The sequence below is a fragment of the Bradyrhizobium sp. USDA 4452 genome, assembly GCF_054063575.1.
Genome location: NZ_JBSSGK010000001.1, coordinates 1,267,187 through 1,293,851, shown reverse-complemented (window position 1 = coordinate 1,293,851; position 26,665 = coordinate 1,267,187). Strand labels below are relative to the sequence as shown.

The window sequence follows — 26,665 nt, the reverse complement described above, 5'->3', positions numbered from 1 at the left end:
GTAATGGGCTGTTTGGCAAAAAAATTTCGGATGGGTGCGATGGGGATATCGGTTCGCGAGCAGCGCCAGCTTTGGTTTCGCCGGCTCGATCGGGCGTTCTGGGTGATCTGGGCCGCGTTGCTGGTGGTGCTGTGGCTGGCCTATTACCGCACCATCACGGCCTCGGCCACGATTGCCGAAAGCCTCATCGGCGAGCAGGCGAAATGCGCCAGCATCGTCGCCAACCCGCTCACCATGTCGACCATGGGCCAGCTGCTGTTCTGGTCGCTGTTCGCGCTTGGGGTATCGTTTTACGCGGTGTTGATCGGCATCCTTCATCGCATGGTGAACCGATTCGCCAATGGGCGGATCTTCGTGTCCGAAACGCTGCAAGGTGTCTGGTGGATGGGGATCTTCCTGGTGGTCTGGCCGTTTGTGGATACGATCACGACCAACGTAGTAGCCTATGCCCTGTATCGGATCGGCGACGTCAAATTCTTCCTGCCGAGCTACAGCGTCGACGTCGGCAATTTCGCAGGCGGGATCTTCCTGATGGCGCTGAAATTCGTGCTCGAGCACGCCATCCTGCTGCAGTCCGAAAACGACCTGACGATCTGAGGTGAATGCTTGTGCCCATCGTGGTGAACCTCGATGTCATGCTCGCCAAGCGCAAGCGCCGCCTCGGAGATCTCGCGGACGCGATCGGCATCTCGATCCAGAACCTGTCGATCCTGAAGACCGGCAAGGCGAAAGCGATGCGCTTCTCGACGCTATCGGCGATCTGTCGCGAGCTGGACTGCCGGCCGGGGGATATTCTGGAATACGTGCCGGGGGATGAAGGCGAGGCCGATGGCGGCGAGGGCGGTTGATCGGCCGCAGCCAAAAGCCACCGAACTTGCCCAACGCATTGCGCAGACGACCAGCCGCCGCTGTGGAAGCGTGGCCTCGAGGGTTGAGACGCACGCGGCGAGACGGGTGCAAGTTCGTCTGACCTCTCCTCAAAGATCCTGATTGCTCGCCTGCCTGACCTTCGTCTCAATGACAAGCAGTCCGGCGAGCGACAGCAGGGCAAAGGCAAGACCGCTAAGGAACGTGGCCGCGGGCCCAAGTGCATCCCACAGTGCGCCTGCGACGACGCTTGAGCCAAGCATCGCGACGCCGGTCAACAGGTTGAAATACCCGTAGGCGGTGCCACGCAGCGAGACGGGAGAGCTGTCAGCGATCAGCGTTGCGAACAGGCCTTGCGTCAGTCCCATGTGCAGGCCCCAAAGGACTACGCCGAGCGCCAGTCCGCCGAGATTTGCAAGGGTGGCCAGCGTCAGATCGGCGGCAGCAAGGCATACGAGCCCGAGGGCAAGCAGGTCGGTGCGGTTGATCCGGTCGGACAGCTCGCCCGCCGGATAGGCCGATAGTGCATAGACGATGTTCATCAATACCAGAACCGCGGGGACCCACATCGCGCCAAGTCCGACGTTTTGCGCGCGCAGGATCAGGAACGCCTCGCTGAAGCGGGCGAGCGTGAAGACGACGCCAATCCCGACCACGCGCCAGTAGGATTTTCCGAGTTGCTTCACAGCGGTGAAGCTCAAGGGATTTTTGGTCCCGTCATCGTCGATGGGGCGCTTCGGCTCTTCGACGGCAAACACGATCAGGGCGAGCGAGAGGACGGCGGGAATCACCGCAAGCCAGAACACCGCGCGGAAATTATCGGCGCTGATCCACATCAGGACGATGGCGAGCAGGGGGCCGACGAAGGCGCCCACGGTATCGAGGGATTGCCGAAGCCCAAAGCTCGCACCGCGCAATTCGGCGGGTGCGATATCGGCGACGAGCGCGTCGCGCGGCGCCCCACGTATGCCCTTGCCGACACGGTCGACGAAACGGGCGGCAATCAGCCAGCCGACGGTCGGCGCCAGCGGAAACACCGGCTTGGTGAAGGCGGCAATTCCGTAGCCGATCGCCGCCAGCAGCTTGCGCTTGCCAAGCCAGTCCGACAACGCACCCGAGAATATTTTTGTGATGGAAGCGGTCGCTTCGGCGATGCCTTCGATGAAGCCGACCGTCACCATCGAGGTGCCGAGCACCGTGACGAGATAGACCGGCAGTAGCGCGTGGATCATCTCCGACGAGACGTCCATCAGCATCGACACGAAACCCAGCGCCCAGACTCCCGCAGGGATCCGTGCCGGTTGAGAGGATAAGTTGGGGTTGGGCTCGGCCGTCACCTGGGTCTCCTCGCTGGGCAAAAGAGAACCCGCCAGCGGCGGGCTGACCGGAATTCCTGCTGCGGCATGGGTTGCCAGCTCACCTTGGCGGGAGCCATCGGCTCAGCGTCAGTGAGCATCGGTGGACCCCGGCGCCATCTCGTTCGCGCACGTTAGCATTCGGGTGACAAGGGACGAAAGTGCTAGCAAGGCGCAAGGCCGCCGGGAGCACCGGCGGCCTTGTCAATGCTGCAACGGCGGCATTCGGAGCTGGTGTCTTACTTCAGCTTATAGGTGCCGATTTGGTGATTGCAGTCCTGGAACGTTCCGGCCTTGATAACCGGAAAGGGTCCGAGCGGCTGGACCGTGCCGCTTGCAACCATGCCTTCGTATTTTCCCGTGCCGACGACATTCTCTCGGGTGATCTTGCCGTCGCTGCCAAGAGTAAAGTACGACAAGCGCTTGTCGCCATCTGCATCAACGGCCTCGCACACCGTGGAGCCGGTGTTCTTGCCGTCGAGCGAAGCATTCATGCCAACGCAGCGGAAGGTATGCTTGTCAAACATGCCGCCCGGAGTCGTGCTGCGGATCTCGCCCGTCATTTCGTAGCTTGCTGCGGTGTGCGTCTTGGAAAAGGTGATCATGTTGTTCGTGCCGGACCAGCACGCGGTGTAGTCGTAGTTGCCCTCCTTCGGCACTTCGGCCGCAAACGCGGACGGCATAAAGGTGGCGATCAATAGGGGTAATACGTAAGTTCGCATAGCACTCCCCTCCTGAAAAATGGATGCAAAATATCTGTCCCACGGAAGCGGGACAGTGAAGGGTAGCACAGTGATCAGACGTTTATGAGGGGGGCAATTGTTGCAACGCGCCAGCGCCGTCCCTCGGCCGGCTGTCGCGTCGGTTGATTATGCCCTCTTAGAGACAGCCTCCGAGCGTACACGTGCCATGCCATCGTACGAGTGTTGAAAATGCCTAACAACGAGATCGATTTATCGCCTTCATCGCACGACCTGGCCCGTACCATCCGAGAAACTCGAGCTCTTTTTTTTTGAGTGCATCCGTCGCGGTGAAGAACTTCTCCAGTTCGACAATGGCTCTCGCTGGAAGGCTACGGATGTCCGGCAAGTTACCAACAAACGGCGAGCGTCCGGGGACTGCGAAAATCCGGTCGTTTCTCTTCCTCTTGCGCCCGGTGACCTGCACGACTTCGAGAATACCGATGGGCCTACAGCGAAGCACCGTGCCGGGATACGTTGCGGCATCGTGGATCATCAGCACATCCAGGGGGTCTCCGTCCTCTGCCTTTGTCGAAGGAATGAACCCCCAGTCGTAGGGATAGGCCAGTCCGGTCATCAAGGGCTTTGAGAGTATGAATGCGCGCAGCTTGCCATCGAACTCCAATTTGCAGCAACTCCCGCGAGGGGTCTCGACGACGGCGTGGATGTGCCCTTTGTCGGCCCAAGTCGGCAGCTTGAAAAGATTGGTCATCGTCCTTCGCGCTCGCAGCGGTTTCTTCGCTTGGTGTCTTTAGAACCCGGATGTTATTGGGAATGTTCCAACTCCAAGCGGGACTATAGATCGGGCTTCCGGCCCCTCGCGGACGGGGCCGTCCATTTCATCGATGTCTGCAGCCGACGGCGATATTGGTGTCCGATCCCCGCGGCGTTTCCTTCAAGTAAACGAAAAATGGCCGCGGTTGCCCGCGGCCATTCATGGTGTTGCTTGAGGGCTGCCCTTACTCGGCCGCCTGCTTGCGCGGCGGATCGAGCGCGCCGGAGTCGTGGATCTCGGCGACCTGGTGATCGCTGAAGCCGAGCACCTCGCGCAGGATCTCGTCGGTGTGTTCGCCGAGCAGCGGCGAGCGGGCGACCTCGCTCGGCGAATCCGACAGCTTGATCGGGTTGCCGACCGAGAGATACTTGCCGCGGGTCGGGTGATCGACCTCGACCACGGTGCCGGTCGCGCGCAGCGACTGGTCTTCGGCGAGCTCCTTCATCGACAGGATCGGGCCGCAGGGGATGTCGTCCTTGTTGAGGATCTCCATCGCCTCGAACTTGGTCTTGGTCATCGTCCACTGCTCGATGCGGGCGAAGATCTCGTTCAGCCGCGGCAGGCGGGCCGCCGGCTTGGCGTAGTTGGGATCGGTCTTCCAGGTCGGCTCGCCGATCACGTCGCAGATCTTCTCCCAGACCGGGGCCTGGGTGATGAAGTAGATGTAGGCGTTCGGGTCGGTTTCCCAGCCCTTGCACTTCAGGATGCGGCCGGGCTGGCCGCCGCCGGAATCGTTGCCGGCGCGCGGCACGGCATCGCCGAACGGAATGCCTTCGCCGAACTGGCTGTATTCCTTGAGCGGGCCGTGGGCGAGGCGCTGCTGGTCGCGCAGCTTGACGCGGGCGAGGTTGAGCACGCCGTCCTGCATCGCCGCGGTGACGCGCTGGCCCTTGCCCGAATGGGTGCGCTGGTAAAGCGCGGTGACGATGCCGAGCGCGAGGTGCAAGCCGGTGCCGCTGTCGCCGATCTGCGCGCCGGTGACCAGCGGCAGGCCGTCGCGGAAGCCGGTGGTCGAGGCGGCGCCGCCGGTGCACTGCGCAACGTTCTCGTAGACCTTGCAATCCTCATACGGGCCAGGGCCGAAACCCTTGATCGAGGCGACGATCATCTTCGGGTTGATGGCGTGGATCTTCTCCCAGGGAAAGCCCATGCGATCGAGCACACCGGGGCCGAAATTCTCGACCAGCACGTCGCACTGCTTGATCAGCGCGGTCAACACTTCCTTGCCCTTCGGATTCTTGGTGTCGAGCGTGATCGAGCGCTTGTTGTGGTTCAGCATGGTGAAATACAGGCTGTCCACGTTCGGGATGTCCTGCAACTGGCCACGGGTGATGTCGCCGACGCCGGGACGCTCGACCTTGATCACGTCGGCGCCGAACCAGGCCAGCAGTTGCGTGCAGGTCGGACCCGACTGGACGTGGGTGAAATCGAGAATGCGAACGCCCTTGAGCGCCTTGGTCATAATATTTTGCTCCGTACTCTGGTCTGCCCCTGCACCCGCAGGGAGTGATGGGGATTAGGGGGTTACTTCTTCTTCTGCAGAACGCTCTGAGGATTGAGGTTGCCGATGCGGCCGCTCTCCGAGCCCGCTGCCGGATCGATCACCGCGTTGATCAAGGTCGGCTTGCCGGAATCCAGCGCCGCATTGACCGCGCGCTTCAGCTCGTCCGGCGAGGTGGCGTTGACGCCGACGCCGCCGAAGGCTTCCATCATCTTGTCGTAGCGCGAGCCCTTGACGAACACGGTAGTCGCCGGATCGTCGCCGGCGCTGTTGACGTCGGTGCCGCGATAGATGCCGTCATTGTTGAAGATCACGACGCAGATCGGCAGCTTGTAGCGGCAGATGGTCTCGACCTCCATGCCCGAGAAGCCGAACGCGCTGTCGCCTTCGACTGCGAGCACGGGCAGGCCGGTCTCGACCGCAGCCGCGATCGAGTAGCCCATGCCGATGCCCATCACGCCCCAGGTGCCGACGTCGAGCCGCTTGCGCGGCTTGTGCATGTCGACGACGCCGCGGGCGAGATCGAGCGTGTTGGCGCCTTCGTTGACGAAGATGGTGTCAGGACGTTCGGCGATGATCGTGCGCAGCGCGCCGAGCGCCCCGTGATAATCCATCGGCGACGCATTGCTCATCAGCTTCGGCGCCATCTTGGCGACGTTGTCGTCGCGCTTCTTGGCGACGGTCGCGAGCCAATCGCTCGGCGCGGCCGACCAGTTCGTGCCCATGGCGTCGAGGAACGCGGACACGCAGGAGCCGATATCGCCGACCACGGGGGCCACGATCTCGACGTTGGAATCCATCTCCTTCGGCTCGATGTCGACCTGGATGAATTTCTTGGGAGCTTCACCCCAGGTCTTGCCCTTGCCGTGCGACAGCAGCCAGTTGAGGCGGGCGCCGATCAGCATCACGACGTCGGCTTCCTTCAGCACCGTCGAGCGCGCAGCACCCGCGCATTGCGGATGCAGATCGGGCAACAGGCCCTTGGCCATGCTCATCGGCAGGAACGGCACGCCGCTCTTCTCGACGAAATTCTTGATCGCCTCGTCGGCCTGCGCATAAGCCGCGCCCTTGCCGAGGATGATCAGCGGACGCTTTGCGTTCTTCAGGACATCAAGCGCGCGCTTGACGGATGACGGGGCAGGGATCTGCTCCGGCGCCGCGTCGATCACCTTGACCAGCGATTTCTGGCCGGCCGCCGCGTCCATGACCTGGCCGAACAGCTTGGCCGGCAGATCGAGATAGACGCCGCCCGGACGGCCCGACACCGCGGCGCGGATCGCGCGCGCAAGGCCGATGCCGATGTCCTGGGCGTGCAGCACGCGGAACGCCGCCTTGCAGAGCGGCTTGGCGATCGCGAGCTGGTCCATCTCCTCATAGTCGCCCTGCTGCAGGTCGACGATCTCGCGCTCGGACGAGCCCGAGATCAGGATCATCGGGAAGCAGTTGGTGGTGGCATGCGCCAGCGCAGTGAGGCCGTTGAGGAAGCCGGGTGCCGAAACCGTGAGGCAAACGCCGGGACGCTTGGTCAGGAAGCCTGCGATCGAAGCGGCATAGCCGGCATTCTGCTCGTGGCGGAACGAGAGCACGCGAATGCCCGCCGCCTGGGCCATGCGGCCCAGATCCGTGATCGGGATACCCGGCACACCGTAGACGGTGTCGATGCCGTTGAGCTTGAGCGCGTCGATGACGAGGTGGAAGCCATCAGTCAGCTCTTGCTCGGTGCCCGGTGCCTCGGACTTCGTAGCGGTATTCAGCATCGGCATCGTCTCCCTGATCGTTCTTGTTCGGACGATCTGTTGTCGTCTGAAGCGGGTGGTTAAGTGAACAGTTCCTGGCCATGCGCCTCGACATAGGCGGCAAGGCCGAGCGTGTGATCGCGCGCGCGCTTTTCGGCGAGCTCGGTGTCGCGCGCCTCCAGCGCCTCGATGATCCCGAGATGCTCGGGCAACGAAGTCGCGGTGCGGTCCTTGCGGCCGATCGTGAGCTGGCGATAGCCGCGCACATGCAGCAGCAGGTCGTTGGTGAGGTCGACCAGAACAGGCGATTCCGACAGCGAGATCAGCGCCTGGTGGAAGGCGATGTTGGCCTTGGAATATTCCTCGACGTGATCCTGCGGCAGGCGGTCGTCGCTGAAGTCCTTGAAGAAGTCGCGCAGCGCCGAGATGTCCTTCTTGCGCGCGGTGGTCGTGATCAGGCGCGCCGCCATGCTCTCCAGCGCCGCCCAGGCGCGGATCATGTCGACGATCTCCGCCTTGGTGCGGCGGACCACGACGATGCCGCGGCGCGGCACGGTCTTCACGAAGCCGTCCTGCTCGAGCATCGCGATCGCTTCGCGGATCGGCGTGCGGCTGACACCGAGGCGCTCGGACAATGCGCGCTCGTCGAGCATCACGGGCTCCGGCGTCGCGTAGATGTCCATCTTCAGAATCGCTTCCTTCAAGGCCTCATAGGCCTTGTTCTTGAAGCTCGTCTCCGGGGCGATCCGGACGATGGCGATATCTGTGTCAGCCATGATGGGCGACGCCTTGGTCTGTTTCGGTTCTGGCACGACTCGTCTCCTCCTCTTGGAGACGTCTTCTTAGCAGAAGAAATTACCTTAGATTTTTGGCATGCCAAATACCAGAATGTCAAGCTACCCATATTTTTCGGTATTTTTAGCCATCGGCCGACCTTGACAATTACGTTTTTGGCATACCAAATGCCACGAAATCTGTCCCAGGAGGAAGCCAATGTCAAATTCGAAGGATGCGGTCCGCAAAATTCTCGACGCGGTCAGGGCCGACAAGCGCACGAGCCTCACCGCGCCCGAAGGCAAGGTGGTCTGCGACGCCTACGGCATCCCGGTGCCGAAGGAGGGCGTTGCCAAGTCGGCCGCCGAGGCCGCGCGGATCGCCTCCGACATGGGCTTCCCGGTCGTGATGAAGATCGTCTCGCCCGACATCCTCCATAAGACCGAGGCCGGCGGCGTGGTGGTCGGCGTCAAGAGCGCCGCGGACGCCGAGAAGAGCTACGAAACCATTCTGGCCAACGCCAGGAAGTACAAGGCCGATGCCAAGATCGAGGGCATCCAGGTCCAGCAGATGCTGGGCGGCGGCACCGAGGTGATCGTCGGGTCGATCACCGACGGCTCGTTCGGCAAGCTGGTCGCCTTCGGCCTCGGCGGTGTGCTGGTCGAAATCCTCAAGGACATCACCTTCCGTCTCGCGCCCGCGACCAAGGACGATGCGCTGTCGATGCTCGACGGCATCCAGGCGCATGAGATGCTGAAGGGCGTGCGCGGCGGCGAGCCGGTCAATCGCGAGGCGCTCGCCGACGTCATCGTCAAGGTGTCGCAGCTGGTCAGCGATTTCCCCGAGATCGTCGAGCTCGACCTCAATCCGGTATTCGCCACCAGCAAGAACGCGATCGCCGCCGACGTCCGCATCGTCGTCGACTTCGACTACAAGCCGCGCCCGGCGCCGCGTCCGACCGAAGAGATCGTCGCGGCGATGAACCGCATCATGCAGCCGAAGGGCGTTGCGGTGATCGGCGCCTCGGCCGAGGACGGCAAGATCGGCAACTCCGTGATGAAGAACCTCATCAACGGCGGCTACAAGGGCGAGATCTATCCGATCCACCCCAAGGCCGCGGAGATTCTCGGCTACAAGGCCTACAAGAGCGTCAAGGACGTGCCCGGCGTGATCGACACCGCGGTGTTCGCGATCCCGGCGAAGTTCGTCGCCGGCGCGCTCGTCGAGTGCGGCGAGAAGAAAATCCCCGGTGCGGTGCTGATTCCCTCCGGCTTCGCCGAAGCCGGGGCGCCCGAATTGCAGGCCGAGATCGTCGAGGTCGGCAAGAAGTACAACATCCGCCTGATGGGGCCGAACATCTACGGCTTCTACTATACACCGGCCAATCTCTGCGCCACGTTCTGCACCGCCTATGACGTCAAGGGCCACGCCGCCCTGTCGTCGCAGTCGGGCGGCATCGGCATGGCGATCATCGGCTTTTCGCGCTCGGCCAAGATGGGCGTGTCGGCGATCGTCGGCCTCGGCAACAAGTCCGACATCGACGAGGACGATCTGCTCGCCTTCTTCGAGCAGGACCCCAACACCAATTTGATCGCGCAGCACTGCGAAGATCTGAAGGACGGCCGTGCCTTCGCGGAGGCCGCCAAGCGCGTCTCCAAGAAGAAGCCGGTGGTCGTGCTCAAGGCAGGTCGTACGTCGGCGGGCGCCAAGGCGGCGTCGTCGCACACCGGCGCGCTCGCCGGCAACGACAAGATCTACGAGGACGTGTTCAAGCAGTCCGGCGTGATCCGCGCGCGCTCGCTCCGGCAGCTGCTCGAATTCGCCCGCGGCGTGCCGGTGCTGCCGACGCCGAAGGGCGAGAATGTCCTGATCATCACCGGCGCGGGCGGTTCCGGCGTGCTGCTCTCGGACTCCGTCGTCGACAACGGCCTGTCGTTGATGCAGATGCCGCCGGACCTCGATGCGGCGTTCCGCAAATTCATCCCGCCGTTCGGCGCAGCCGGAAATCCTGTGGATATCACCGGCGGCGAGCCGCCGATCACCTATGTCAACACCGTGAAGCTCGGTCTGTCCGATGAGCGCATCCACGCGCTGATCCTCGGCTACTGGCACACCATCGTGACGCCGCCGATGGTGTTCGCGCGCAACATGGTCGAGGTGAAGAAGGAGATGGAGGCCAAGGGCTTCGTGAAGCCGATCGTCGCCTCGCTCGCCGGCGACGTCGAGGTCGAGGAGGCCGCCGAATATCTCTACCAGAACGGCATTCCGGCCTATGCCTATTCGACCGAGCTGCCGGTCGAGGTGCTGGGCGCCAAGTACAAATGGGCGCGCGGCGCGGGATTGCTCTGATCGACGTTCGATGCCGCTTCGGACATCTTCGAAGCGGCATCAAGGCCCGGTTAACGGCATCCGAGAAATCGGGGCCTGTCCGATAATCCGGCCTTAATGGGGAGCCGACTAAAGGTTGCGTGGTTGCGGCGTGCCGGATGCCGGGCGGTATCCGCTATTGGGTCGGGAGGAGGCGTTTTCCCCATCATGTCAGTTCAGGTCGATTCGGATTTTGCGAGCGACGATCGCGCGAGGGCGCAGATCGGCGCGGCGGTGAGCTATCTGCTGAGGGACGCGACGGGTGCTGCGCGCGAGCATGCCGTCGAGATGATTGTCGAGATGGTGCGCGATGTCGCAAGCCGGCCGGCCGGCTTTGAAGCGGCGTCCCTTCAGCCGCTGATGAGCGGCGTCACCTACCGGGATTTTGTCATCGATGCCTACCGGCGTGATGTCGATCGCTGGCGTGCGACGATCCGCCGGTCGAACGGCAAGAAGATCCGGATCGCTTCTCCGCCGTCGGTGCGCGACGAGGCGACGACGACAGCGGATGCGATCACCGCCGAGAAGGCCATCGAGTTCGCCAAGCGGGCGATCGATTTGGGCGAGGTGATTTGATCACATCCAAGGGTGCATTCGCCGCGAAACTCCCGGCGATGCCAGCGACCCTATGCCTGGGACGCGCGATGTGCTCCGATGCGACGGCCGCGCCGGTTCCGGAGCCGTCAGCGGAATCGTGATCCATCGTATCCCGGCAGAGAGACACCATGCCTTCCGAACTCCGTTCGCCCCGTCTGGCGGTCCTGATCGACGCCGACAATGCATCAGCAAGGATCGCCGACGGGCTGTTCGAGGAGATCGCCAAGATCGGCGAGGCCAGCGTACGCCGCATCTATGGCGACTTCTCCAATCCGAGGTCCAAGGGCTGGGCCGACATCCTGTCCAAGCACGCCATCATCCCGCAGCAGCAATTCGCCTATACGACTGGCAAGAACGCATCCGACATCACCCTGGTGATCGACGCCATGGACCTGCTGCACAGTGGCCGGTTCGACGGCTTCTGCCTGGTCTCGTCGGACAGCGATTTTACCCGGCTTGCCGCCCGCATCCGCGAGCACGGCATCGACGTGTTCGGATTCGGCGAGCAGAAGACGCCGGAGAGTTTTCGGCAGGCCTGCCGCAGGTTCGTCTACACCGAGAATTTGCGCGGCGGCGCGACCAGCAATCAGGACGCAGCCGTGCGTGCCCAGCCGTTGCAGCCCCCCGATGCCGCGACGCCGATCCTCAAGAAGGTGATCGGCCAAATGGCCAGCGAGGACGGCTGGGTGACGCTTGGCGAAGTCGGGCGGCAGCTGGCCAATCTTGCGTCCGATTTCGATCAGCGGACGTATGGCTTCCGCACCCTGAGCGAGCTGGTGCGCAGGACCAATGCGTTCGAGATCGAGTCCAAGGGCGGGACGACGCGAATCCGCATCAAGCAGGTGGCCGCACCGCCGCCGAGACGGCGAACGCCAAGGCGACGCGCTGATCAAAAACCGCCGGAATGAACCGCGCGCAGCGGCTGAACCACCCTTGAATCTGAACCAACGATGAATGCCGCTTCGGACCTGATCCGGAGCGGCATTTCATTTGCATTGGAACAAAAGCGAGTTGCGGCGGAACTGGAATTTACGCCCAAGTTGCCGTGCCGGAACTGGAACGTCTCGTTCCCTGCGATGTTGAAGGGGCGTCTCATCACTCGGAGGAGGATAACATCATGAACAAGCGTTTTGCCGTTTCCCTTGTCGCCGCTGCGTCGCTGCTCGCGTCCGGTTCGGCCTTCGCACAGTCCACGACTGCAGCGGGCGCCGCGAACGGTGCGCGGACCGGTGGCGAGATCGCGGGCCCGGTTGGCGAGATCGTCGGCGGCACGGTTGGTGCTGCGGTCGGCGCCGGCCTCGAGATTCCCAATGCGGTGATCACGTCGATCCCGCGCGACGAACCCTCGGTGGTGGTGCGTGAGCGCGTCGTGGTCGGCGAGCCGTTGCCCGACACGGTCGTGCTGCGCCCGGTGCCGCGCTACAGCGAATATCGCTACGCGGTCGTCAATGATCGCCGCGTGATCGTGGAGCCGCGCACCCGCCGCGTCGTCAAGATCATCGACTGATCGCGTCGATATTTCAGAGTGCGAAGATCCTCGCGGGCTCGCCGCCTGCGGGGATTTTCGCATGGCAAGGGCACGCTTTTTTCATGAGGTGGCCGGTTGGCCTCGCGGCCCGATCCCCTAGACTGCTGGGCAATGGGCGGACGCAGCCAGCGCCCGCCTCGGTCGAGGGCAGGGGACGGAAGCATGGGTCGGAAGATCGCGATCGTCGGCGCGGGTGCGGTCGGCGGCTATGCCGGTGCGCATATGGTGCAGGCGGGTGAGGACGTCACCTTCATCGATCCCTGGCCCGAGCATGTCGAGCACATGCGCAAGCACGGCCTCCGCGTGACGCACGCGATGGATGTTGCCGAGTTCTCGGTGCCGGTGCGTGCGCTCCACGTCACCGACGCGCAGCAACTGGCGAAGGAAGAGCCGGTCGACATCGCCTTTGTCTGCATGAAGTCCTACGACACCGCTTGGGCGACGATGCTGATCCGGCAATATCTGGCGCCGGACGGTTACGTCGTCTCGCTGCAGAACTGCATGAACGAGGAGACGATCGCCGGCATTGTCGGCTGGGGCAAGACGCTCGGCTGCATCGCCAGCAGCATCACCGTCAACCTGCCCGAGCCCGGCCACATCCACCGCGGCGCCGGCAAGGGCGGCGCAGCCCACACCGTGTTCCGCGCCGGCGAGGTGCATGGCCGCATCACCGCGCGGGCCGAGGAAGTTTGCCGCCTGGTCGGCTTCTCCGACAGCGCCAAGGTGACCTCGAACCTCTGGGGCGAACGCTGGTCCAAGCTCGTCGCCAACGTGATGGGCAACGGGCTGTCGGCCTGCACGGGCCTCCCAGGCGGCGAGGTGCTGCAAAGCGAGCCGTTGCGCCGCTTCTCGACGCGGCTTGGCAGCGAGGCGATCCGGGTCGGCCAGGCGCACGGCTATCAGCTGGAAGAGATCCTGCACCTGCCGCCCGAGACCATCGCACGCGCGGGCGAGGGGGACGAGGCCGCAATGCGCGCCTGTGACGAGCAACGCTTCAAGGATAGCAAGCGCACCTCATCGGCACAGCGCCCCTCGATGGGCCAGGACATCCAGAAGGGCCGCCGCACCGAGATCGAATTCCTCAACGGCCTTGTGGTGCGCGAGGGCGAGAAGCTCGGCATCGCTTGCAATGCCAACGCCGCGCTGACCGACATCGTCAAGCGCGTCGAACGCGGCGAACTCAAGCCTGATCCGCGGCACATCACGGAGTTGCGGTTGAATTGAGCGGCGCATGTGCTGCGACCGGTCGGCCATGTCAGCATTTCGACCACGGCTCGTCGTCCGGTGCAGCAGATTGGGTCGGCGCACGTCGTTGACAGCACGCTCGATTATTTGATGCCGTAAATGGTCGCCATGTAGTCTGCCACGCTCAGCTTGATGGCCAGCGCGGCTGCGATGTCGGCCTCGCTGCCTGCAACATCTCCCTTTTCCCGTTTGGCCATCGCGCGACCGTAGAGCGAGGTCGGCTGCCTTGCATCGAGCCGCACAGCCGCGTCATAGGCTTCGATGGCCTGATCCGGCGCTCCTTTCTTAAGATAAACAAGGCCGCGAGACTCCAGAATGTTGGGGTCCTGAGGCCGAATTCGCGATGCTTCGTCGCAGTCGGCCAGCGCACCGTCGAACGCGCCCCGAAGGGCCCGGAATTCGCAGCGCTTGCGCAACATTTCTACGTTGCGCGGCTCAAGCGTCAAAGCAAGACCGAGATCGTCCTCGGCGCGCTTGTAGTCTCGTTTGCCGGCATAGGCGTCGGCTCGACGCGAGAAGGCCATCGCATCGGTGGGACTGAATTCGAGTTGAAGCGCCTTGTCATAGTCAGCGTCGGCGTGGCTACGATCGCCGCTGAGATCGAAGGTTCGCGCTCTGATCATGTATCCGGTTGAGCATCCGGGATCCAGCTTGACCGATTGATCCAAATCCGAGATGGCGCTGCGGTATCGCGTTTGCTCATATGTGCCAGGCCACGGACCAGGTATGCGCGGGCGTTACTGGGAGTGAGCTTGATGGACTTGCTGGTATCCGCGATGGCGCGATCATAGTCGGTCATTCGCATCAGGATCTCAGCGCGGACAAGGAAGACAATCGAGGAGCCGGGAGCCAATGCTGTCGCGCGATCATAATCCTTGAGGGCGTTGTCCAGCTTGTGATCACTCGCATAGGCCGCGGCGCGGTTAATCCGGAGAGCAAGGTTGTCCGGGTCGAGCTCCATAGCGCGGCTCCAAAGCTCAATGGCATGTTCACGCGCGCCTAAGGCCCTCGCCGAGCCTGCAGCCATCGCGAGCGGCAGAGCCGCGCTGTTGGGCGTTCTAGATGTTGGATCGATCTCGGTCGACGGAACGTTGTGTCGGCAGGCCGAGCCGATCGGCGCTGACGGTCGTTGCTCGGTCGCCGCCAGCGTGGCGGCTTCTCCCCAGCAGATCAGCGTCAGCGTAACGAAAGTCAGTTGCCAGAAGATCGACCGGCTCTGCAAACGGCGATACTGTGAGTGTCGAAACCGCGTCTCGGCCGAGACTGCAAGGATCCTGAAATTGTGAGACAACCGCATTCCGCCGCTTCGCTTACCGTGCCGACTCGACGCTAGCACACGTTGTCGTCACGCAAGTGAGCAACCGGTGACATGGGTGCGGCGTTCTGCTGCATGCCTGACATTGCGGGTTAGCGGATGGGCCGCCGGGGCTTTGCCTTAGCTACAGCAGCTGCCGAACCCCCATCCCATGCATGAACCGTTCGCGGATCTGCACGGGGTCGCGGCGGGTGGTGCCGGTGCCGGGCTTGTCGTCGATGCGAACGCCGATCAGGGTCGGGCCTGCGGCCTGTTTCGACTGCTCGATCAGCCGCTCGAAATCGTCCTCGTCGGCGGCCCAGGAGCTGTTCGCGATCCCGCTGGCGAGCGCGACCGCGACGATGTCGGTATGAACAGCCGCAGGCGTCGGCTGGCTGCCGGTGATCTGGTAGATGCCGTTGTCCATCACCACCATGGTGAGATTCTTCGGCGCCAGGGTCGCGATGGTCGAGAGACAGCCGAGCTGCATCAACAGCGAGCCGTCGCCTTCGAGCGCGAACACGCGCCGCTTCGGCTGCGCCAGCGCGACGCCGAGCGCGATCGGGAACGCCAGCCCCATGCTGCCCAGCATGTAGAAATTCTCTGGCCGGTGGCCGGCGGCCCAAAGATCGAAGTTGGTGTTGCCGATGCCGCCGATCACGGCCTCGTCCTTCAGCCCGGCGACAAGGCGCTGGGTGAGATCGAACCGGTTCATCACCTTGGTATTGCGTGCGCGTGTGCTGGTCATGGCTGATCTCACTTGTCGAAGGTCTTGCCGCCGGTCAGCAGCGGCGAGAGGATCAGCGCCACCGGCGCCTGGGTGGTGACGGCCTGTTTGATCGAGCGGTCGGCGATGAATTCGAGCTCGTCGAGCCGGGTGACGGTGTGATGTTCCATCGCCAGCGAATCCAGCACCGGGCGCATGGTGCGGCAGACCAGCGCCTGGCCGTAATTGAACTCGCCGAGCGTGCCGCGCTCGGAGACGAACATGATCAGCGGGATCTGGTAGGGCACCGCGAGCGAGGCCAGCACGTTGGCGAGCGTGGCAAAGCCCGATGTCTGCATCAGCACCGCGCCGCGCGTGCCGGCCATCCAGGCGCCGGAGACGATGCCGACGGCTTCTTCCTCGCGCGCGGTCGGAAACGTCGTGAAATAGGGATCGGCGTGCAGGTCCTTGATCAGTGTGGTCAGCACCCGGTCGGGCACGTAAGGCACCAGCTTGATCTCGTTCCGCTTCAGCGTCTGCAGCACGATGCCGTGCCAGGTGGTCGCCGTCTTCTGGGACGAGGCTTGTTCCGCGGCCGCCATCCTGCTCTCCCTTGTCGCGCGACGCTGATGATCGCTTGCGATCCAAAACTTGACGTGGTGCCGGCGATTGTCAACATGCCGCGGCGGCATCGCGATCTGCGCAATTCGGCCATCGCAGCGCCGGATCGGCGTGCGATACAGGCGGTAACGATCAAGGGACGGAACGGGACGGGAGGCGTCGATGGCCGGATGGGTCTGGCGGACCGCCATTGCGGCAGCGGCTATGATGATGGCCGGCGCCGCGTCCGCGCAGCCGTACCCGGCAAAGGCCGTTCATATTCTTGTTCCCTATCCGCCCGGCGGCGGAGTCGACGTGCTGACGCGGACGCTCGCCGAAGCCGTGTCGAAGAGCTGGACGCAGTCGATCGTGGTGGAGAACCGGCCCGGCGCCGGCGGCGTGATCGCCTCGCAGGCGATCGCGGGCTCCGCGTCTGACGGCTACAATCTGATCATGGTGGCGAGCGGCCATGCCACCAATCCGTTCCTCTATCCAAAATTGCCCTACGATACGTTCAAGGATTTTTCGCCGATCTCGCTGTTGGCATCGTCGCCCAACGTGCTGCTGGTCCGCGCGGACTCCCCGTTCAAGTCGGTCGGCGACGTCATCGCTGCTGCGAAGGCCAAACCGGGCAGCCTGTCGTTCGCCCATGCCGGCAACGGCACCTCGACCCATCTGGCCGGCGAACTGCTGAACAGTCTCGTCAAGATCGAACTCAGGGCGATCCCCTACAAGGGCGGCGCGCCCGCGATCAACGATCTGCTCGGTGGCCAGATTCCGATGTCGTTCAACAACGGGCCGGAATCGGTCGGACAGTTGCAGGCCGGCACGGTGCGCGCGCTGGCGGTGACGACGGGCTCGCGCGCGCCGTTCCTGCCCGATGTGCCCAGCATGTCGGAGACTGTGCCGGGTTACGACACCGAGGTGTGGTGGGGCCTGCTCGGACCCGGCAACATGCCCGCCGATCTCGTCGCGAAAATCTCGCATGATTTCGTCGCGGCGGTGAACACCGAAGCGGTGAAGGAGCGTCTCGGCAAGCTCGGTGCGATCGCGATCGGCTCGACGCCGGACCAATTCGCGGCCAAGATCAAGGCCGACTACGACAAATGGGGGCCGATCATCAAGGCCGCCGGCATGAAGGCGGAGTAAGCCGATGGCTGCGTCCGAAATCCCCGCCTGGCTGCCGCCGCGTCCGGTGACGCCGCCGCGAGAGAAGCTGCCGCCGAAGGCGTGCGATACCCATGCGCATGTGTTTGGCCCGGCCGACCGCTTCCCCTATGCCGCCGATCGCAGCTACACGCCGCCCGACGCACCGCTCGCGAGCTATCTCGGCATGCTCGATGCACTCGGTTTTACCCGCGGCGTGCTAGTGCAGGGCAGCGCGCATGGCCATGACAATTCGGCGATGCTGGACGCGTTGCAGCGCGAGCCGGCGCGGCTGCGCGGCGTCGGAGTAGCCGATGCCGATGTTGCGGCGGGCACGTTGCGGCAATGGCATGTGCTCGGCGTCCGCGGCTTGCGCTTCAACCATTTCTTCCGCGGCGGGCAATTGCACTATCGCGGCGGTATTCCGCTCGGTGTTGCCGAGACGCATGCGGACGTGATGGCGGAGCTCGGCTGGCATCTGCAGCTCTGGATCGACGTCAAGGATCTGCCCGACACGATCCCGACGCTGAAGGCACTGGGCCTGCCGGTCGTGGTCGATCACATGGGCCGCACCGATGCGGCCGCCGGCATCCATACCGCGGGCTTTCAGAGCCTGCTGCGGGCAGTCGGCGAGGGCTGGTGCTGGGCCAAGCTCTCGGGGGCGCACCGCCTGAGCCGGCAAGCGCCGGATTATCCGGATGCGCGGCCGTTCCACGAGGCGCTGGTATCAGCCAATCCTGAACGGCTGGTGTGGGGCGGCGACTGGCCGCATCCGCGCGTCGAGGGCGAGATGCCCGACGCCGGCCATCTTTTGACGCTGTTCCAGCAATGGACGCTGGATGCCGCGACCCGGCACCGCATCCTCGTCGACAATCCCGCACGACTCTATGGCTTCCCAAACTGAAAGCTGCTGCACGACATGACCGTCAACAACAAGCGCGTGTTCTACGTCAAATACCTCGCCCACGAGATCTACGTCGATATCCTGAAGAAGCGGCCGGATGTCCGGCTCGACCGTCTGGAGAACGAGACACCGGAGGCGCAATTCGCTCCTGTTCTGGCCGATGCGCATGCCTATCAAATCGGTGCGGCGCGCGACGAGCTGGCGCCGCACTTCCATGCCCATGCCGAGCTGCTGACGCGCGCGCCGAACCTGTTGATCGTGTCGTCGAACGGCGCCGGCTTCGATCCAGTCGACGTCGATGCCTGCACGAAGGCCGGCGTGCTGGTCGTCAATCAGTCCGGCGGCAACGCCAACTCAGTCGCCGAGCACGCGCTCGGCATGATGCTGACGCTGTCGAAGCGCATCATCCAGTCCGACCGCCGGCTGCGGCGCGAGGCCAACGTCAACCGCAACGACCTGATAGGCAACGAGCTGAACGAGAAGACCGTCGGCATCGTCGGTCTCGGCAATGTCGGCCGCCGCATCGCCGAGCTGTGCAGGGGCCTCTTGCACATGAAGGTGATCGCCTACGATCCGTATCTTACCGCTGAGGAGATGACGAAGCGGGGCGGAGAGAAGGTCGAGCTCGACGACCTCCTGCGCCGCGCGGACTTCGTCTCGATCTCCTGTCCGCTGGACAGCAAGAGCCGCGGCATGATCGGTGCGCGCGAATTCGCGCTGATGCAGCCGCACGCCTATTTCGTCACCACCGCGCGCGGCTTCATCCATGACGAGAAGGCATTGGAAGAGGCATTGCGAGAGAAGCGCATCGCCGGCGCAGGCCTCGACGTCTGGGCCAAGGAGCCTCCGCCGCCGGATCATCCGCTGCTGCAGTTCGACAATGTGCTGGCGAGCCCGCACACCGCCGGCGTCACCCGCGAGGCGCGCATCAACATGGGCCGGATCGCCGCCGAACAGATCCTCGACGCGCTCGACGGCAAGCGCCCGCCACGCATCATCAACCCCGAGGTCTGGCCGATCTACGCGAGGCGGTTCGAGAAGGCGTTCGGGTTCATGCCGGGGTAGGGGCAGGCTGCCCCATTGCGCGGGCCGTGCCCGCGCGCGGCCAAATATCGAAAACAACCCCATGCACAGTAGCCGACGGGCCGACCAGGTAACTTGACGCGTCGGGCAACTCAGGGGTACATTTCCAATATTCAGAAATCGCGCAAGCGCCCGGGCCTTACGGCGGGAGATACCGTACAGGCGAAGGGAACTGTACGGCCGGGACGTCCGCCACGGCCATACCCAACGCTGTGGGCGCGCAAAAACACCGGAGAAAATCTCCTTCGTCGTAGCCGCGATCAAGGCAACAAACCCGCTGCCCAAGCACCGGCCGGCAACGCGTCCGTTGTTATTTTCCCTGAGATATCGACGGCTTAGCCCGATATCGCCATCTTCCCGATGTGCCCGACCATTCCGGGCACGGAAGGAAGATGTGTCATGCGACAGGTCCAGTTATTGCTCCGCAACGCGCCCGCCAAGATCGGCCGTCGCCTCGCGCAGATCGTCGCGATCGCGGCCGCCAGCCTGCCTCAGGCCGGCGCGTAGTTTCCCCGCTGCGAACATTCGCACGCGCCCTTCCGAATTAACTCACTCCCATTTCGCGTTAGTGCTAGCGTGGTACCCCCAGGCTCTGCCGGTGCAGCAGGGAGGGTTCCATGTCACGCTTCGTCGTTCAGTTCATGAAGGACGTGCTTGGCGGCAATGGCCGCCAGCGCGAGGTCTGCCAGGGCGCGCTTGAGATCGACGCCACGAGCGAAGGTCAGGCGACCGAGATGGCCAAGGTCAAATTCTGCCAGGAACAATCGTTGTGCGACTGGTCGTTGCATGCCGACCGCATCCGGATCGAAGCGGCCGATTTGCATGCTTGAACCAGACAGGCCGTGCGGGTCCGACCTCTGCTCGTGGGCCTTGGCCTGCGACCCCATGTGCCGTGTCGTCATTGCGAGGAGCAATAGCGACGAAGCAATCCACGATTCCGCATGTGCGGACAGATGGATTGCTTCGCTGCGCTCGCAATGACGCAAGAGGAGCCACCTCGCTCCTCTGCGGTGAATCGTCGAGCTCAGCTCGCTGCTGATCACTCCGGCAGGATGCGCACCGCGCCCTTCGCCGCGCTGCTTGCGAACGCTGCATAGGCCTTCAGCGCGGTCGAGACAGCACGCTTGCGTGGCGCGGCCGGCTTCCACGCCGCATTGCCCTTGGCCTCCATCGCCGCGCGGCGGCGCTTCAGCTCGGCATCGTCGACCTTGAGGTTGACCTTGCGGTTCGGGATGTCGAACTCGATGATATCGCCTTCCTCGACGAGGCCGATCAGGCCGCCTTCGGCGGCTTCCGGCGAGACGTGGCCGATCGAAAGGCCGGACGAGCCGCCCGAGAAGCGGCCGTCGGTGATCAGCGCGCAGGCCTTTCCGAGGCCCTTCGACTTCAGATAGCTGGTCGGATAGAGCATCTCCTGCATGCCCGGGCCGCCGCGCGGACCTTCATAGCGGATCAGCACGACATCGCCGGCCTTGACCTTGTTGGTCAGGATGGCGTCGACCGAGGCGTCCTGGCTCTCGAAGATGCGAGCCGGACCGGAGAACTTCAGAATGCTCTGGTCGACGCCAGCGGTCTTCACGATGCAGCCGTCCTCGGCGAGGTTGCCGAACAGCACGGCGAGGCCGCCGTCCTTGGAATAGGCGTGCTCGGCGTTGCGGATGACGCCCTCGGCGCGATCGAGATCGACCTCGTCGAAGCGGCGGTCCTGGCTGAAGGCTTCCTGGGTCGGCACGCCGCCGGGCGCGGCGCGGTAGAAGTTGCGCACCTTGTCGCTCGTGGTCCGCACCACGTCCCAGCGGTTCAGCGCGTCATCGAGCGTTGCGGCATGCACGGTCGGCCCGTCGGTCGTGAGCAGTTTGGCGCGGTCGAGCTCGCCGAGGATCGCCATGATGCCGCCGGCGTGATGCACGTCCTCCATGTGGACATCCTGCACCGAGGGCGCGACCTTGCACAGCACCGGCACCTTGCGCGACAGGCGGTCGATGTCGGCCATCGTGAACGGCACTTCGCCCTCGCGCGCGGCGGCGAGCAGGTGCAGCACGGTGTTGGTCGAGCCGCCCATTGCGATGTCGAGCGTCATCGCGTTCTCGAACGACTTGAAGTTCGCGATGTTGCGCGGCAGCACCTTGGCGTCGTCCTGCTCGTAATAGCGGCGGGCGAGGTCGACGATCAGATGGCCGGCCTCGACGAACAGGCTCTTGCGGTCGGCATGGGTCGCCAGCACCGAGCCGTTGCCAGGCAGCGCGAGGCCGAGAGCCTCGGTCAGGCAGTTCATCGAGTTGGCGGTGAACATGCCGGAGCAGGAGCCGCAGGTCGGACAGGCCGAGCGCTCGATCACCTCGACCTCTTCGTCCGACACGTTGGAGTCGGCCGCGGCAACCATCGCGTCGATCAGGTCGACCGCGCGCTTCTTGCCCTTGAGCAGGATCTTGCCGGATTCCATCGGGCCGCCCGAGACGAACACGGTCGGGATGTTGAGGCGCAGCGTCGCCATCAGCATGCCGGGCGTGATCTTGTCGCAGTTGGAGATGCAGACCATCGCGTCGGCGCAATGCGCGTTGACCATGTATTCGACGCTGTCGGCGATCAGCTCGCGCGAGGGCAGGCTGTACAGCATGCCGTCATGGCCCATCGCGATGCCGTCGTCGACCGCGATGGTGTTGAACTCTTTTGCCACTCCGCCGGCCTTCTCGATCTCGCGCGCGACGAGCTGGCCGAGATTCTGCAGATGGACATGGCCGGGCACGAACTGGGTGAAGGAATTGACCACCGCGATGATCGGCTTGCCGAAATCCTCGTTCTTCATGCCGGTGGCGCGCCAGAGGCCGCGTGCACCCGCCATGTTGCGGCCGTGGGTGGTTGTGCGGGAGCGATAGGCGGGCATCGTAAATCCTTCTCAAATCCTTGGGCGATGGCCATTTTTTAAGGAGATGGCAGCCCTTATGCCCGCCCGAGCGCGTCGATTCAAGCGCGGAACCGCATGGCTGAACCCCGCAATTCGGGCAATGCCGGGCGGCCGGCTTGATCTCGGTCGGCCCGGTGCATTAGGTGGACGCACGGACAGCAAGAACAACGAACAAGCAAAAAAGGGAGAGACGCGTGGCAAGGCTGCCTTTGATTGATCCGGAGACCACGAGCGGAGACATCCGTGCCTCGTTCGACCGCATGCCGGTCAAGCTCAACATCTTCCGCATGATGGCTCATGCCGAGGCCAACATGATCCCGGCGATGCGGCTTGGCAATTCGATCCTGCACAAACAGAAGCTGTCGGCGGTCAATCGCGAGCTCTTGATCCTGCAGGCGGCGCAGCTCGAGGGCGGTGCCTATGAATGGCGCCAGCACGTGCCGATCGCGCTCGGCGTCGGCGTGACGCAGGCGCAGATCGATGCCGTCGAGCGCGGCAATTACGACGACGCTGCGCTCGACGCTGCCGAGCGCGCGCTGCTTGGCTTCGGCCGCGAGGTGGTCGAGAAGGTCCGGGTCGGCGATGCTGCCTTCGACGCCATGCGCGAGCATTTCAGCGACCAGGAGATCGTCGAGGCGATCGTCACGCTCGGCTTCTACATGATGATGGCGCGGCTGACGGAGGCGACCGAGACCGATCTCGATCCGGCCGCCGGCATGGCCGTGTTCGAAGGCGGCAAGAAGCGGGGTTGATGAGATGTCGGAGACCTCGCAAGGGAGTTCGCAAGACTCCAAGCCCGAGCGCTATGTTCGCCCGTTGAGCGCGGAATCGTCGGGTACCGCGCCGGGCAGGGGACGCCTCAACAGCCGCCGCATCCTGGTGGTCGGCGGCGGTCAGCGCGTCTTCGATGCCGCGACCGACCCGATCGGCAACGGCCGCGCCATGAGCCTGTTGTTCGCGCGCGAGGGCGCGCATGTCGCCGTCGCCGATCTCAACCGCGGCTCCGCCGAGGACACGGTGGCGCGCATCGCCGCCGACGGCGGCCGCGGCTTCGCGATCGCCGCCGACGTCACCAGGGAGGCCGACGTCATCAGGATGATTGATGAAGCTCATCAGGCCATGGGCGGGCTCGACGGCATGGTGCTGAACGTCGGCACCTTCGGCAAGACCGGGCTCGACAATGTCAGCGCCGAGGAATGGAACAGGATCTACGAGGTCAATGTGCGCGGCCCGATGCTGTGCTGTCGCGCCGCCCTGCCGAAATTCGAAGACGGCGGCTCGATCGTGTTCATTTCCTCGATCGCGGCGCTGAAGGCGGGATCGCAGATGGCGGTCTATGATTCCTCCAAGGCCGCGCTCGGCGGCCTGATGCGCAACATCGCGCATAGCGGCGCGCGGCGCGGCATCCGCGCCAACCTGGTCTATCCAGGGCTGGTCGACACGCCGAACGGCCGCGAGGCCGGCGCGGGACGGCCGTCGCGCGGCAAGAGCCATGTTCCGTTCGGCCGCCAGGCGACGGCGTGGGAGATCGCCTATGCGGTGCTGTTCTTCATGTCGGACGAAAGCGTCTACGTCACCGCGCAGACGCTTGCGGTCGACAGCGGCTTGAGTGGGATGTAACCGGCGCGCCTTAGCCTGCCGGCAGCTTCGACGAGGTGCCCTGCGAGAGCGGGCAGGTGAGCGTAGCCTCAAGCGTATCGAGGATATTCTCGATCGTGAACGGTTGCCCCCAAAGACGGCTGCTCTTGGTGTTGCGCGACTCGACGGCGGCTTCGTGCGCCGACAGGATCGCGTTGGCGTAGATCGCGAAAATTGAAAGGCGCTGTTCCACGATCGGCGCCGGCAGACGGAGCATCGTCTTCAGGTAGTTGAAGCACGCGACATAGCTCGCATTCCAACGGCCGTTGAGCGCGTCGCGCAACGCCTTCGGATCTGAGGCCTGCAGGTTCGTGGTGAAGCGGATATATCCGTGCCAACGTTCGTCCTCGCCGAGTTCGATGACGGGCATGACCAGCACCAGCAGCACCTCCCTGATGCTTTTGGGGCCCCCGCGCGCCTCGATCTCGTCCAGCATCTCGCGTCGACGCCCGTCGAGCACCGTGGCGCCGTCGACCACCATCTGGCGGATCAATTCCTCCTTGGAGCCGAAATGGTAGTGCAGGGCTGCGTTGTTACGCTGCCCACCGGCATCGACGATCTGCTGCACGGTGACCGCGTCGACACCGTGCCGGGCAAACAGCAATTGTGCCGCGGCCTTGATCTGGTTCCGCGTTTCTTCCGAACTCGCGCGCGTGGTTCTTCGCCTGCTTGACATGCGAACTGATCCTGACCTAATTTAAGCGAAATCACTTAATTCGACTATAGGGCGGAGACAAACCATGCGGGTGCTCATTGCGGGTGGCGGTATCGGCGGATTGACTACTGCGATTGCGCTGCGTCATCAAGGCGTTGACGCGCTTGTGCTGGAGCAGGCCAAAGGGCTGAGCGAGATCGGGGCCGGCATCCAGATCGCCGCCAACGCAGCGATCGTGCTGCGCGAGCTCGGGCTCGAAACCGCGATCCGCAGCGTCGGCGTGAAGCCGCAGTCTTATGACTATCGCGACCTGCGCTCCGGCAAGATGATGTACCAGGCTCCGCTGGGCGATGAGGCCGCGAGGCGCTACGGGGCGCCGATGTACAACATCCATCGCGCGGATTTGGTGCAGATTCTGTCCGATGCGGTGCCGGCGGAATCCAAGCGGCTCGGCGCCCGCTGCGTGGCGGTGTCACAGGACGCGGGCGGCGTCGAGGCGAAGCTTGCGAATGGCGAGATCGTGCGCGGCGACGTGCTGGTCGGCTGCGACGGCATACATTCGGTGGTACGCCAGCATTTGCGGGGACCGGAGCAGAAGCACTTTGCCAACATCCTGATGTGGCGTTCGCTGATTCCAGCAGAGCGTCTCGAAGGGCTCAATCTGGAGGAGCGCGGCAATTACTGGTTCGGCCCCGGCCGGACGCTGATCACCTATTGGGTGCGGCCGAAAAATCTCTACAGCATCCTCGCCTCGGTACCCGCGCAAGAGGTGACTCGCGAATCCTGGGACGAGAGCGGCGACACTTCCGAGATGCTGCGCTCCTTCGAGGACGCCGAGCCGCGCGCACGCAAAATGCTCGAGCAGTGTCGGAGCGCCTTCATCACCGGCATGTATTATCGCGATCCGATCGACAGCTGGAGCTCCGGCCGCATCACTCTGCTTGGCGATGCAGCCCATCCGATGGTGCCGTTTCTTGCCGCGGGCGCCGGCCAGAGCATCGAGGACGCCTGGACCCTTGCGCGCGTGCTGTCGCGTCGGCAGGACGATGTGCCGGGCGCGCTGAGGGAATATGAGCAGCGGCGGCTGCCGCGCACCACGCGCATCCAGGCCGGCGCGCGCGCCGTGGTCAAGCTGATGCATGAGACCGAGGCCAACCGCATACGGGATCGCAACGGCCGCTGGAAGGGCATGGCGCGCATCGATCCGCTCGCCGAGACCAGCTGGGGCCTCGCGTGGGATTATGATGTCGTGAAAGCCACGGAGGGGGCGCCCGGCGAGGTGCTCAATGTCACGGGCCTGCGCGAAGGCAAGCGCTTGCGCCGTCCCGAGGGCCAGCGCGCCTTCGATCTCTGGAAATTCGCCTTTCGGCCTGAAGATGTGGCGCGCGGACATGACGGATTGCGCGAGGCCTATGACCGCTTCCTCACCACGAACTTTCCGCTGCCCGCGGACACCACTGCGGTGGAGGACGAACTGGGTGACGTCAAGGCCTGGCGCGTCGCGGCGCCGAAGGCGCCACGCGGCAATGTCGTGCTGCATTTCCACGGCGGGGGTTATTTGATCGGCTCCGCCAAGGGCTCGCTGGAATACGCAAGCCGTCTTGCCGCGGCGGTAGATGGTGCCTGTTACACGGTGGACTACCGGCTCGCGCCGGAGCATCCCTATCCCGCCGCGATCGACGATGCGGTGGCGGCCTATCGCGCATTGCTGGCGCGTGGCGTCACTGCAAGCTCGATTTTGGTCTCCGGCGAGTCCGCGGGCGGCGGCATGGCCGTTGCGCTCGTCCTGGCGCTCCGAAACGCGGGCGACCCGTTGCCGGCGGCGATCCTCTCGGTGGCGCCATTCGCCGACCTGACCCTGTCAGGCCCGACGATTCGTGCTTTCAACGGCGACGATCCCGCCGCCAACCGCGACCTGCTCACCTTCATGGGTGCGTCGTATTTCCAGGGCCATGAGCCGACCGACCCGCTGGTGTCGCCGCTGTTCGGCGATCTGACCGGGCTGCCACCGCTGTTCGTCACCGCAAGCCAGGGCGAAGTGCTGCTCAGCGATGCCACGCGGCTGGCCGAGCGCGCCGAAAGGGCCGGTGTCGATGTGACGTTGCGGATCGTCGAGGATTCGGTCCACGTCTATCCGATCTTCCCGTTCCTCCCGGAAACACAGGCGACGATGCAGGAGGTCGCCGTCTGGGCCCGGCGCAATCTGCGTCGCAATGACATGAAGTCGGCGGCCGCCGAATAATTCGCGT

General features: G+C 64.2%; 26 protein-coding genes. 14 read left to right on the top strand and 12 right to left on the bottom strand.

The genetic code is table 11. The annotated features are described in order from the left end of the window. The first annotated feature begins 39 nt into the window (after positions 1-39). The gene (locus ACVISU_RS06380; RefSeq protein WP_172803489.1) at positions 40-597 is read left to right on the top strand and encodes a DUF2975 domain-containing protein; all 558 of its coding nucleotides are present in this window, start codon (positions 40-42) and stop codon (positions 595-597) included. An 11-nt stretch (positions 598-608) separates the two neighbouring features. Continuing rightward, complete coding sequence (locus tag ACVISU_RS06375) at positions 609-848, top strand: helix-turn-helix domain-containing protein (protein WP_050405125.1); 240 nt, start codon at positions 609-611, stop codon at positions 846-848. 129 nt (positions 849-977) lie between these two features. On the opposite strand, the gene ACVISU_RS06370 is transcribed toward ACVISU_RS06375, so the two are convergent. The 6 genes from ACVISU_RS06370 to ACVISU_RS06345 all read right to left on the bottom strand — a co-directional run bounded on the left by ACVISU_RS06370 (position 978) and on the right by ACVISU_RS06345 (position 7,750). Then, complete coding sequence (locus tag ACVISU_RS06370; protein ID WP_456710768.1) at positions 978-2,123, bottom strand: MFS transporter; 1,146 nt, start codon at positions 2,121-2,123, stop codon at positions 978-980. 338 nt (positions 2,124-2,461) lie between these two features. Further along, the gene (locus ACVISU_RS06365) at positions 2,462-2,944 is read right to left on the bottom strand and encodes a hypothetical protein (RefSeq protein WP_157113225.1); all 483 of its coding nucleotides are present in this window, start codon (positions 2,942-2,944) and stop codon (positions 2,462-2,464) included. Between the two features lie 214 nt (positions 2,945-3,158). Then, the gene (locus ACVISU_RS06360; RefSeq protein WP_456706367.1) at positions 3,159-3,674 is read right to left on the bottom strand and encodes an inorganic diphosphatase; all 516 of its coding nucleotides are present in this window, start codon (positions 3,672-3,674) and stop codon (positions 3,159-3,161) included. Positions 3,675-3,921: 247 nt separating this feature from the next. Then, a complete protein-coding gene (frc, locus tag ACVISU_RS06355; RefSeq protein WP_456706366.1) occupies positions 3,922-5,199 on the bottom strand; it encodes a formyl-CoA transferase in 1,278 nt (425 codons plus the stop codon). 62 nt (positions 5,200-5,261) lie between these two features. Next, positions 5,262-6,995 carry an oxalyl-CoA decarboxylase gene (gene oxc, locus ACVISU_RS06350; RefSeq protein WP_456706365.1) on the bottom strand — a complete coding sequence of 578 codons (1,734 nt, stop codon included), beginning with the start codon at positions 6,993-6,995 and terminating at the stop codon, positions 5,262-5,264. A gap of 59 nt (positions 6,996-7,054) precedes the next feature. Then, positions 7,055-7,750 (bottom strand): GntR family transcriptional regulator, encoded by a 696-nt coding sequence (locus ACVISU_RS06345; protein ID WP_050387017.1) that lies wholly within the window; start codon positions 7,748-7,750, stop codon positions 7,055-7,057. 217 nt (positions 7,751-7,967) lie between these two features. On the opposite strand from ACVISU_RS06345, the gene ACVISU_RS06340 reads away from it, so the two are divergent. From ACVISU_RS06340 to ACVISU_RS06320, 5 genes are all read left to right on the top strand, one after another. Beyond that, positions 7,968-10,097, top strand: coding sequence for an acetate--CoA ligase family protein (locus ACVISU_RS06340; protein WP_050405092.1), 2,130 nt, complete (start codon positions 7,968-7,970; stop codon positions 10,095-10,097). 186 nt (positions 10,098-10,283) lie between these two features. After that, the gene (locus tag ACVISU_RS06335; RefSeq protein ID WP_050405091.1) at positions 10,284-10,691 is read left to right on the top strand and encodes a hypothetical protein; all 408 of its coding nucleotides are present in this window, start codon (positions 10,284-10,286) and stop codon (positions 10,689-10,691) included. A 149-nt stretch (positions 10,692-10,840) separates the two neighbouring features. Continuing rightward, a complete protein-coding gene (locus ACVISU_RS06330; RefSeq protein ID WP_050405090.1) occupies positions 10,841-11,620 on the top strand; it encodes an NYN domain-containing protein in 780 nt (259 codons plus the stop codon). 209 nt (positions 11,621-11,829) lie between these two features. Continuing rightward, positions 11,830-12,219 (top strand): DUF1236 domain-containing protein, encoded by a 390-nt coding sequence (locus tag ACVISU_RS06325; protein ID WP_050405089.1) that lies wholly within the window; start codon positions 11,830-11,832, stop codon positions 12,217-12,219. 183 nt (positions 12,220-12,402) lie between these two features. After that, on the top strand, positions 12,403-13,464 hold the full coding sequence (locus tag ACVISU_RS06320) for a ketopantoate reductase family protein (protein ID WP_050405088.1): 1,062 nt from the start codon (positions 12,403-12,405) through the stop codon (positions 13,462-13,464). Between the two features lie 104 nt (positions 13,465-13,568). On the opposite strand, the gene ACVISU_RS06315 is transcribed toward ACVISU_RS06320, so the two are convergent. The 4 genes from ACVISU_RS06315 to ACVISU_RS06300 form a co-directional block, all read right to left on the bottom strand. Then, entirely contained in the window at positions 13,569-14,108 is a 540-nt protein-coding gene (locus tag ACVISU_RS06315) for a tetratricopeptide repeat protein (RefSeq protein ID WP_456706364.1), read from the bottom strand. Continuing rightward, a complete protein-coding gene (locus ACVISU_RS06310) occupies positions 14,105-14,782 on the bottom strand; it encodes a tetratricopeptide repeat protein (RefSeq protein WP_456706363.1) in 678 nt (225 codons plus the stop codon). Before ACVISU_RS06310 ends, ACVISU_RS06315 begins: the two co-directional genes overlap by 4 nt. Positions 14,783-14,924: 142 nt before the next feature. After that, positions 14,925-15,527: a thiamine pyrophosphate-dependent enzyme gene (locus tag ACVISU_RS06305; protein WP_456706362.1), complete on the bottom strand. Its 603-nt coding sequence runs from the start codon at positions 15,525-15,527 to the stop codon at positions 14,925-14,927. A gap of 8 nt (positions 15,528-15,535) precedes the next feature. Further along, entirely contained in the window at positions 15,536-16,087 is a 552-nt protein-coding gene (locus tag ACVISU_RS06300) for a thiamine pyrophosphate-binding protein (RefSeq protein ID WP_092079801.1), read from the bottom strand. Between the two features lie 181 nt (positions 16,088-16,268). On the opposite strand from ACVISU_RS06300, the gene ACVISU_RS06295 reads away from it, so the two are divergent. From ACVISU_RS06295 to ACVISU_RS06280, 4 genes are all read left to right on the top strand, one after another. Then, positions 16,269-17,234: a Bug family tripartite tricarboxylate transporter substrate binding protein gene (locus tag ACVISU_RS06295; RefSeq protein ID WP_456706361.1), complete on the top strand. Its 966-nt coding sequence runs from the start codon at positions 16,269-16,271 to the stop codon at positions 17,232-17,234. A 4-nt stretch (positions 17,235-17,238) separates the two neighbouring features. Continuing rightward, positions 17,239-18,135: an amidohydrolase family protein gene (locus ACVISU_RS06290; RefSeq protein ID WP_456706360.1), complete on the top strand. Its 897-nt coding sequence runs from the start codon at positions 17,239-17,241 to the stop codon at positions 18,133-18,135. Between the two features lie 15 nt (positions 18,136-18,150). Beyond that, a complete protein-coding gene (locus tag ACVISU_RS06285; protein WP_456706359.1) occupies positions 18,151-19,200 on the top strand; it encodes a hydroxyacid dehydrogenase in 1,050 nt (349 codons plus the stop codon). A 635-nt stretch (positions 19,201-19,835) separates the two neighbouring features. Then, positions 19,836-20,048 (top strand): hypothetical protein, encoded by a 213-nt coding sequence (locus ACVISU_RS06280; RefSeq protein ID WP_456706358.1) that lies wholly within the window; start codon positions 19,836-19,838, stop codon positions 20,046-20,048. A gap of 209 nt (positions 20,049-20,257) precedes the next feature. Here the strand turns inward: ACVISU_RS06280 and ilvD are convergent, their stop codons facing one another. Then, the gene (gene ilvD, locus ACVISU_RS06275) at positions 20,258-22,102 is read right to left on the bottom strand and encodes a dihydroxy-acid dehydratase (protein ID WP_063695201.1); all 1,845 of its coding nucleotides are present in this window, start codon (positions 22,100-22,102) and stop codon (positions 20,258-20,260) included. Between the two features lie 215 nt (positions 22,103-22,317). Here ilvD and ACVISU_RS06270 point away from each other — a divergent pair, with 215 nt between their 5' ends. Together ACVISU_RS06270 and ACVISU_RS06265 are read left to right on the top strand one after the other, a co-directional pair. Continuing rightward, on the top strand, positions 22,318-22,875 hold the full coding sequence (locus ACVISU_RS06270) for a carboxymuconolactone decarboxylase family protein (RefSeq protein WP_456706357.1): 558 nt from the start codon (positions 22,318-22,320) through the stop codon (positions 22,873-22,875). Between the two features lie 4 nt (positions 22,876-22,879). Next, on the top strand, positions 22,880-23,743 hold the full coding sequence (locus ACVISU_RS06265; protein ID WP_456706356.1) for an SDR family NAD(P)-dependent oxidoreductase: 864 nt from the start codon (positions 22,880-22,882) through the stop codon (positions 23,741-23,743). A gap of 10 nt (positions 23,744-23,753) precedes the next feature. Here ACVISU_RS06265 and ACVISU_RS06260 read toward each other — a convergent pair whose 3' ends face one another. Continuing rightward, positions 23,754-24,437: a TetR/AcrR family transcriptional regulator gene (locus tag ACVISU_RS06260; RefSeq protein WP_229194286.1), complete on the bottom strand. Its 684-nt coding sequence runs from the start codon at positions 24,435-24,437 to the stop codon at positions 23,754-23,756. 64 nt (positions 24,438-24,501) lie between these two features. Between ACVISU_RS06260 and ACVISU_RS06255 the strand changes: the two genes are divergently transcribed. Next, the gene (locus ACVISU_RS06255) at positions 24,502-26,658 is read left to right on the top strand and encodes an alpha/beta hydrolase fold domain-containing protein (protein WP_456706355.1); all 2,157 of its coding nucleotides are present in this window, start codon (positions 24,502-24,504) and stop codon (positions 26,656-26,658) included. Positions 26,659-26,665: the final 7 nt, after the last annotated feature.

Coding starts and splice junctions, on each gene's coding strand:
- ACVISU_RS06380 (WP_172803489.1), top strand. CDS start 40: ATGGGGATATCGGTTCGCGAGCAGCGCCAGCTTTGGTTTCGCCGGCTC.
- ACVISU_RS06370 (WP_456710768.1), bottom strand. CDS start 2,123: ATGCTGATGGACGTCTCGTCGGAGATGATCCACGCGCTACTGCCGGTC.
- ACVISU_RS06365 (WP_157113225.1), bottom strand. CDS start 2,944: ATGCGAACTTACGTATTACCCCTATTGATCGCCACCTTTATGCCGTCC.
- ACVISU_RS06360 (WP_456706367.1), bottom strand. CDS start 3,674: ATGACCAATCTTTTCAAGCTGCCGACTTGGGCCGACAAAGGGCACATC.
- frc (WP_456706366.1), bottom strand. CDS start 5,199: ATGACCAAGGCGCTCAAGGGCGTTCGCATTCTCGATTTCACCCACGTC.
- oxc (WP_456706365.1), bottom strand. CDS start 6,995: ATGCTGAATACCGCTACGAAGTCCGAGGCACCGGGCACCGAGCAAGAG.
- ACVISU_RS06345 (WP_050387017.1), bottom strand. CDS start 7,750: ATGGCTGACACAGATATCGCCATCGTCCGGATCGCCCCGGAGACGAGC.
- ACVISU_RS06340 (WP_050405092.1), top strand. CDS start 7,968: ATGTCAAATTCGAAGGATGCGGTCCGCAAAATTCTCGACGCGGTCAGG.
- ACVISU_RS06335 (WP_050405091.1), top strand. CDS start 10,284: ATGTCAGTTCAGGTCGATTCGGATTTTGCGAGCGACGATCGCGCGAGG.
- ACVISU_RS06330 (WP_050405090.1), top strand. CDS start 10,841: ATGCCTTCCGAACTCCGTTCGCCCCGTCTGGCGGTCCTGATCGACGCC.
- ACVISU_RS06325 (WP_050405089.1), top strand. CDS start 11,830: ATGAACAAGCGTTTTGCCGTTTCCCTTGTCGCCGCTGCGTCGCTGCTC.
- ACVISU_RS06320 (WP_050405088.1), top strand. CDS start 12,403: ATGGGTCGGAAGATCGCGATCGTCGGCGCGGGTGCGGTCGGCGGCTAT.
- ACVISU_RS06315 (WP_456706364.1), bottom strand. CDS start 14,108: ATGATCAGAGCGCGAACCTTCGATCTCAGCGGCGATCGTAGCCACGCC.
- ACVISU_RS06310 (WP_456706363.1), bottom strand. CDS start 14,782: ATGCGGTTGTCTCACAATTTCAGGATCCTTGCAGTCTCGGCCGAGACG.
- ACVISU_RS06305 (WP_456706362.1), bottom strand. CDS start 15,527: ATGACCAGCACACGCGCACGCAATACCAAGGTGATGAACCGGTTCGAT.
- ACVISU_RS06300 (WP_092079801.1), bottom strand. CDS start 16,087: ATGGCGGCCGCGGAACAAGCCTCGTCCCAGAAGACGGCGACCACCTGG.
- ACVISU_RS06295 (WP_456706361.1), top strand. CDS start 16,269: ATGGCCGGATGGGTCTGGCGGACCGCCATTGCGGCAGCGGCTATGATG.
- ACVISU_RS06290 (WP_456706360.1), top strand. CDS start 17,239: ATGGCTGCGTCCGAAATCCCCGCCTGGCTGCCGCCGCGTCCGGTGACG.
- ACVISU_RS06285 (WP_456706359.1), top strand. CDS start 18,151: ATGACCGTCAACAACAAGCGCGTGTTCTACGTCAAATACCTCGCCCAC.
- ACVISU_RS06280 (WP_456706358.1), top strand. CDS start 19,836: ATGTCACGCTTCGTCGTTCAGTTCATGAAGGACGTGCTTGGCGGCAAT.
- ilvD (WP_063695201.1), bottom strand. CDS start 22,102: ATGCCCGCCTATCGCTCCCGCACAACCACCCACGGCCGCAACATGGCG.
- ACVISU_RS06265 (WP_456706356.1), top strand. CDS start 22,880: ATGTCGGAGACCTCGCAAGGGAGTTCGCAAGACTCCAAGCCCGAGCGC.
- ACVISU_RS06260 (WP_229194286.1), bottom strand. CDS start 24,437: ATGTCAAGCAGGCGAAGAACCACGCGCGCGAGTTCGGAAGAAACGCGG.
- ACVISU_RS06255 (WP_456706355.1), top strand. CDS start 24,502: ATGCGGGTGCTCATTGCGGGTGGCGGTATCGGCGGATTGACTACTGCG.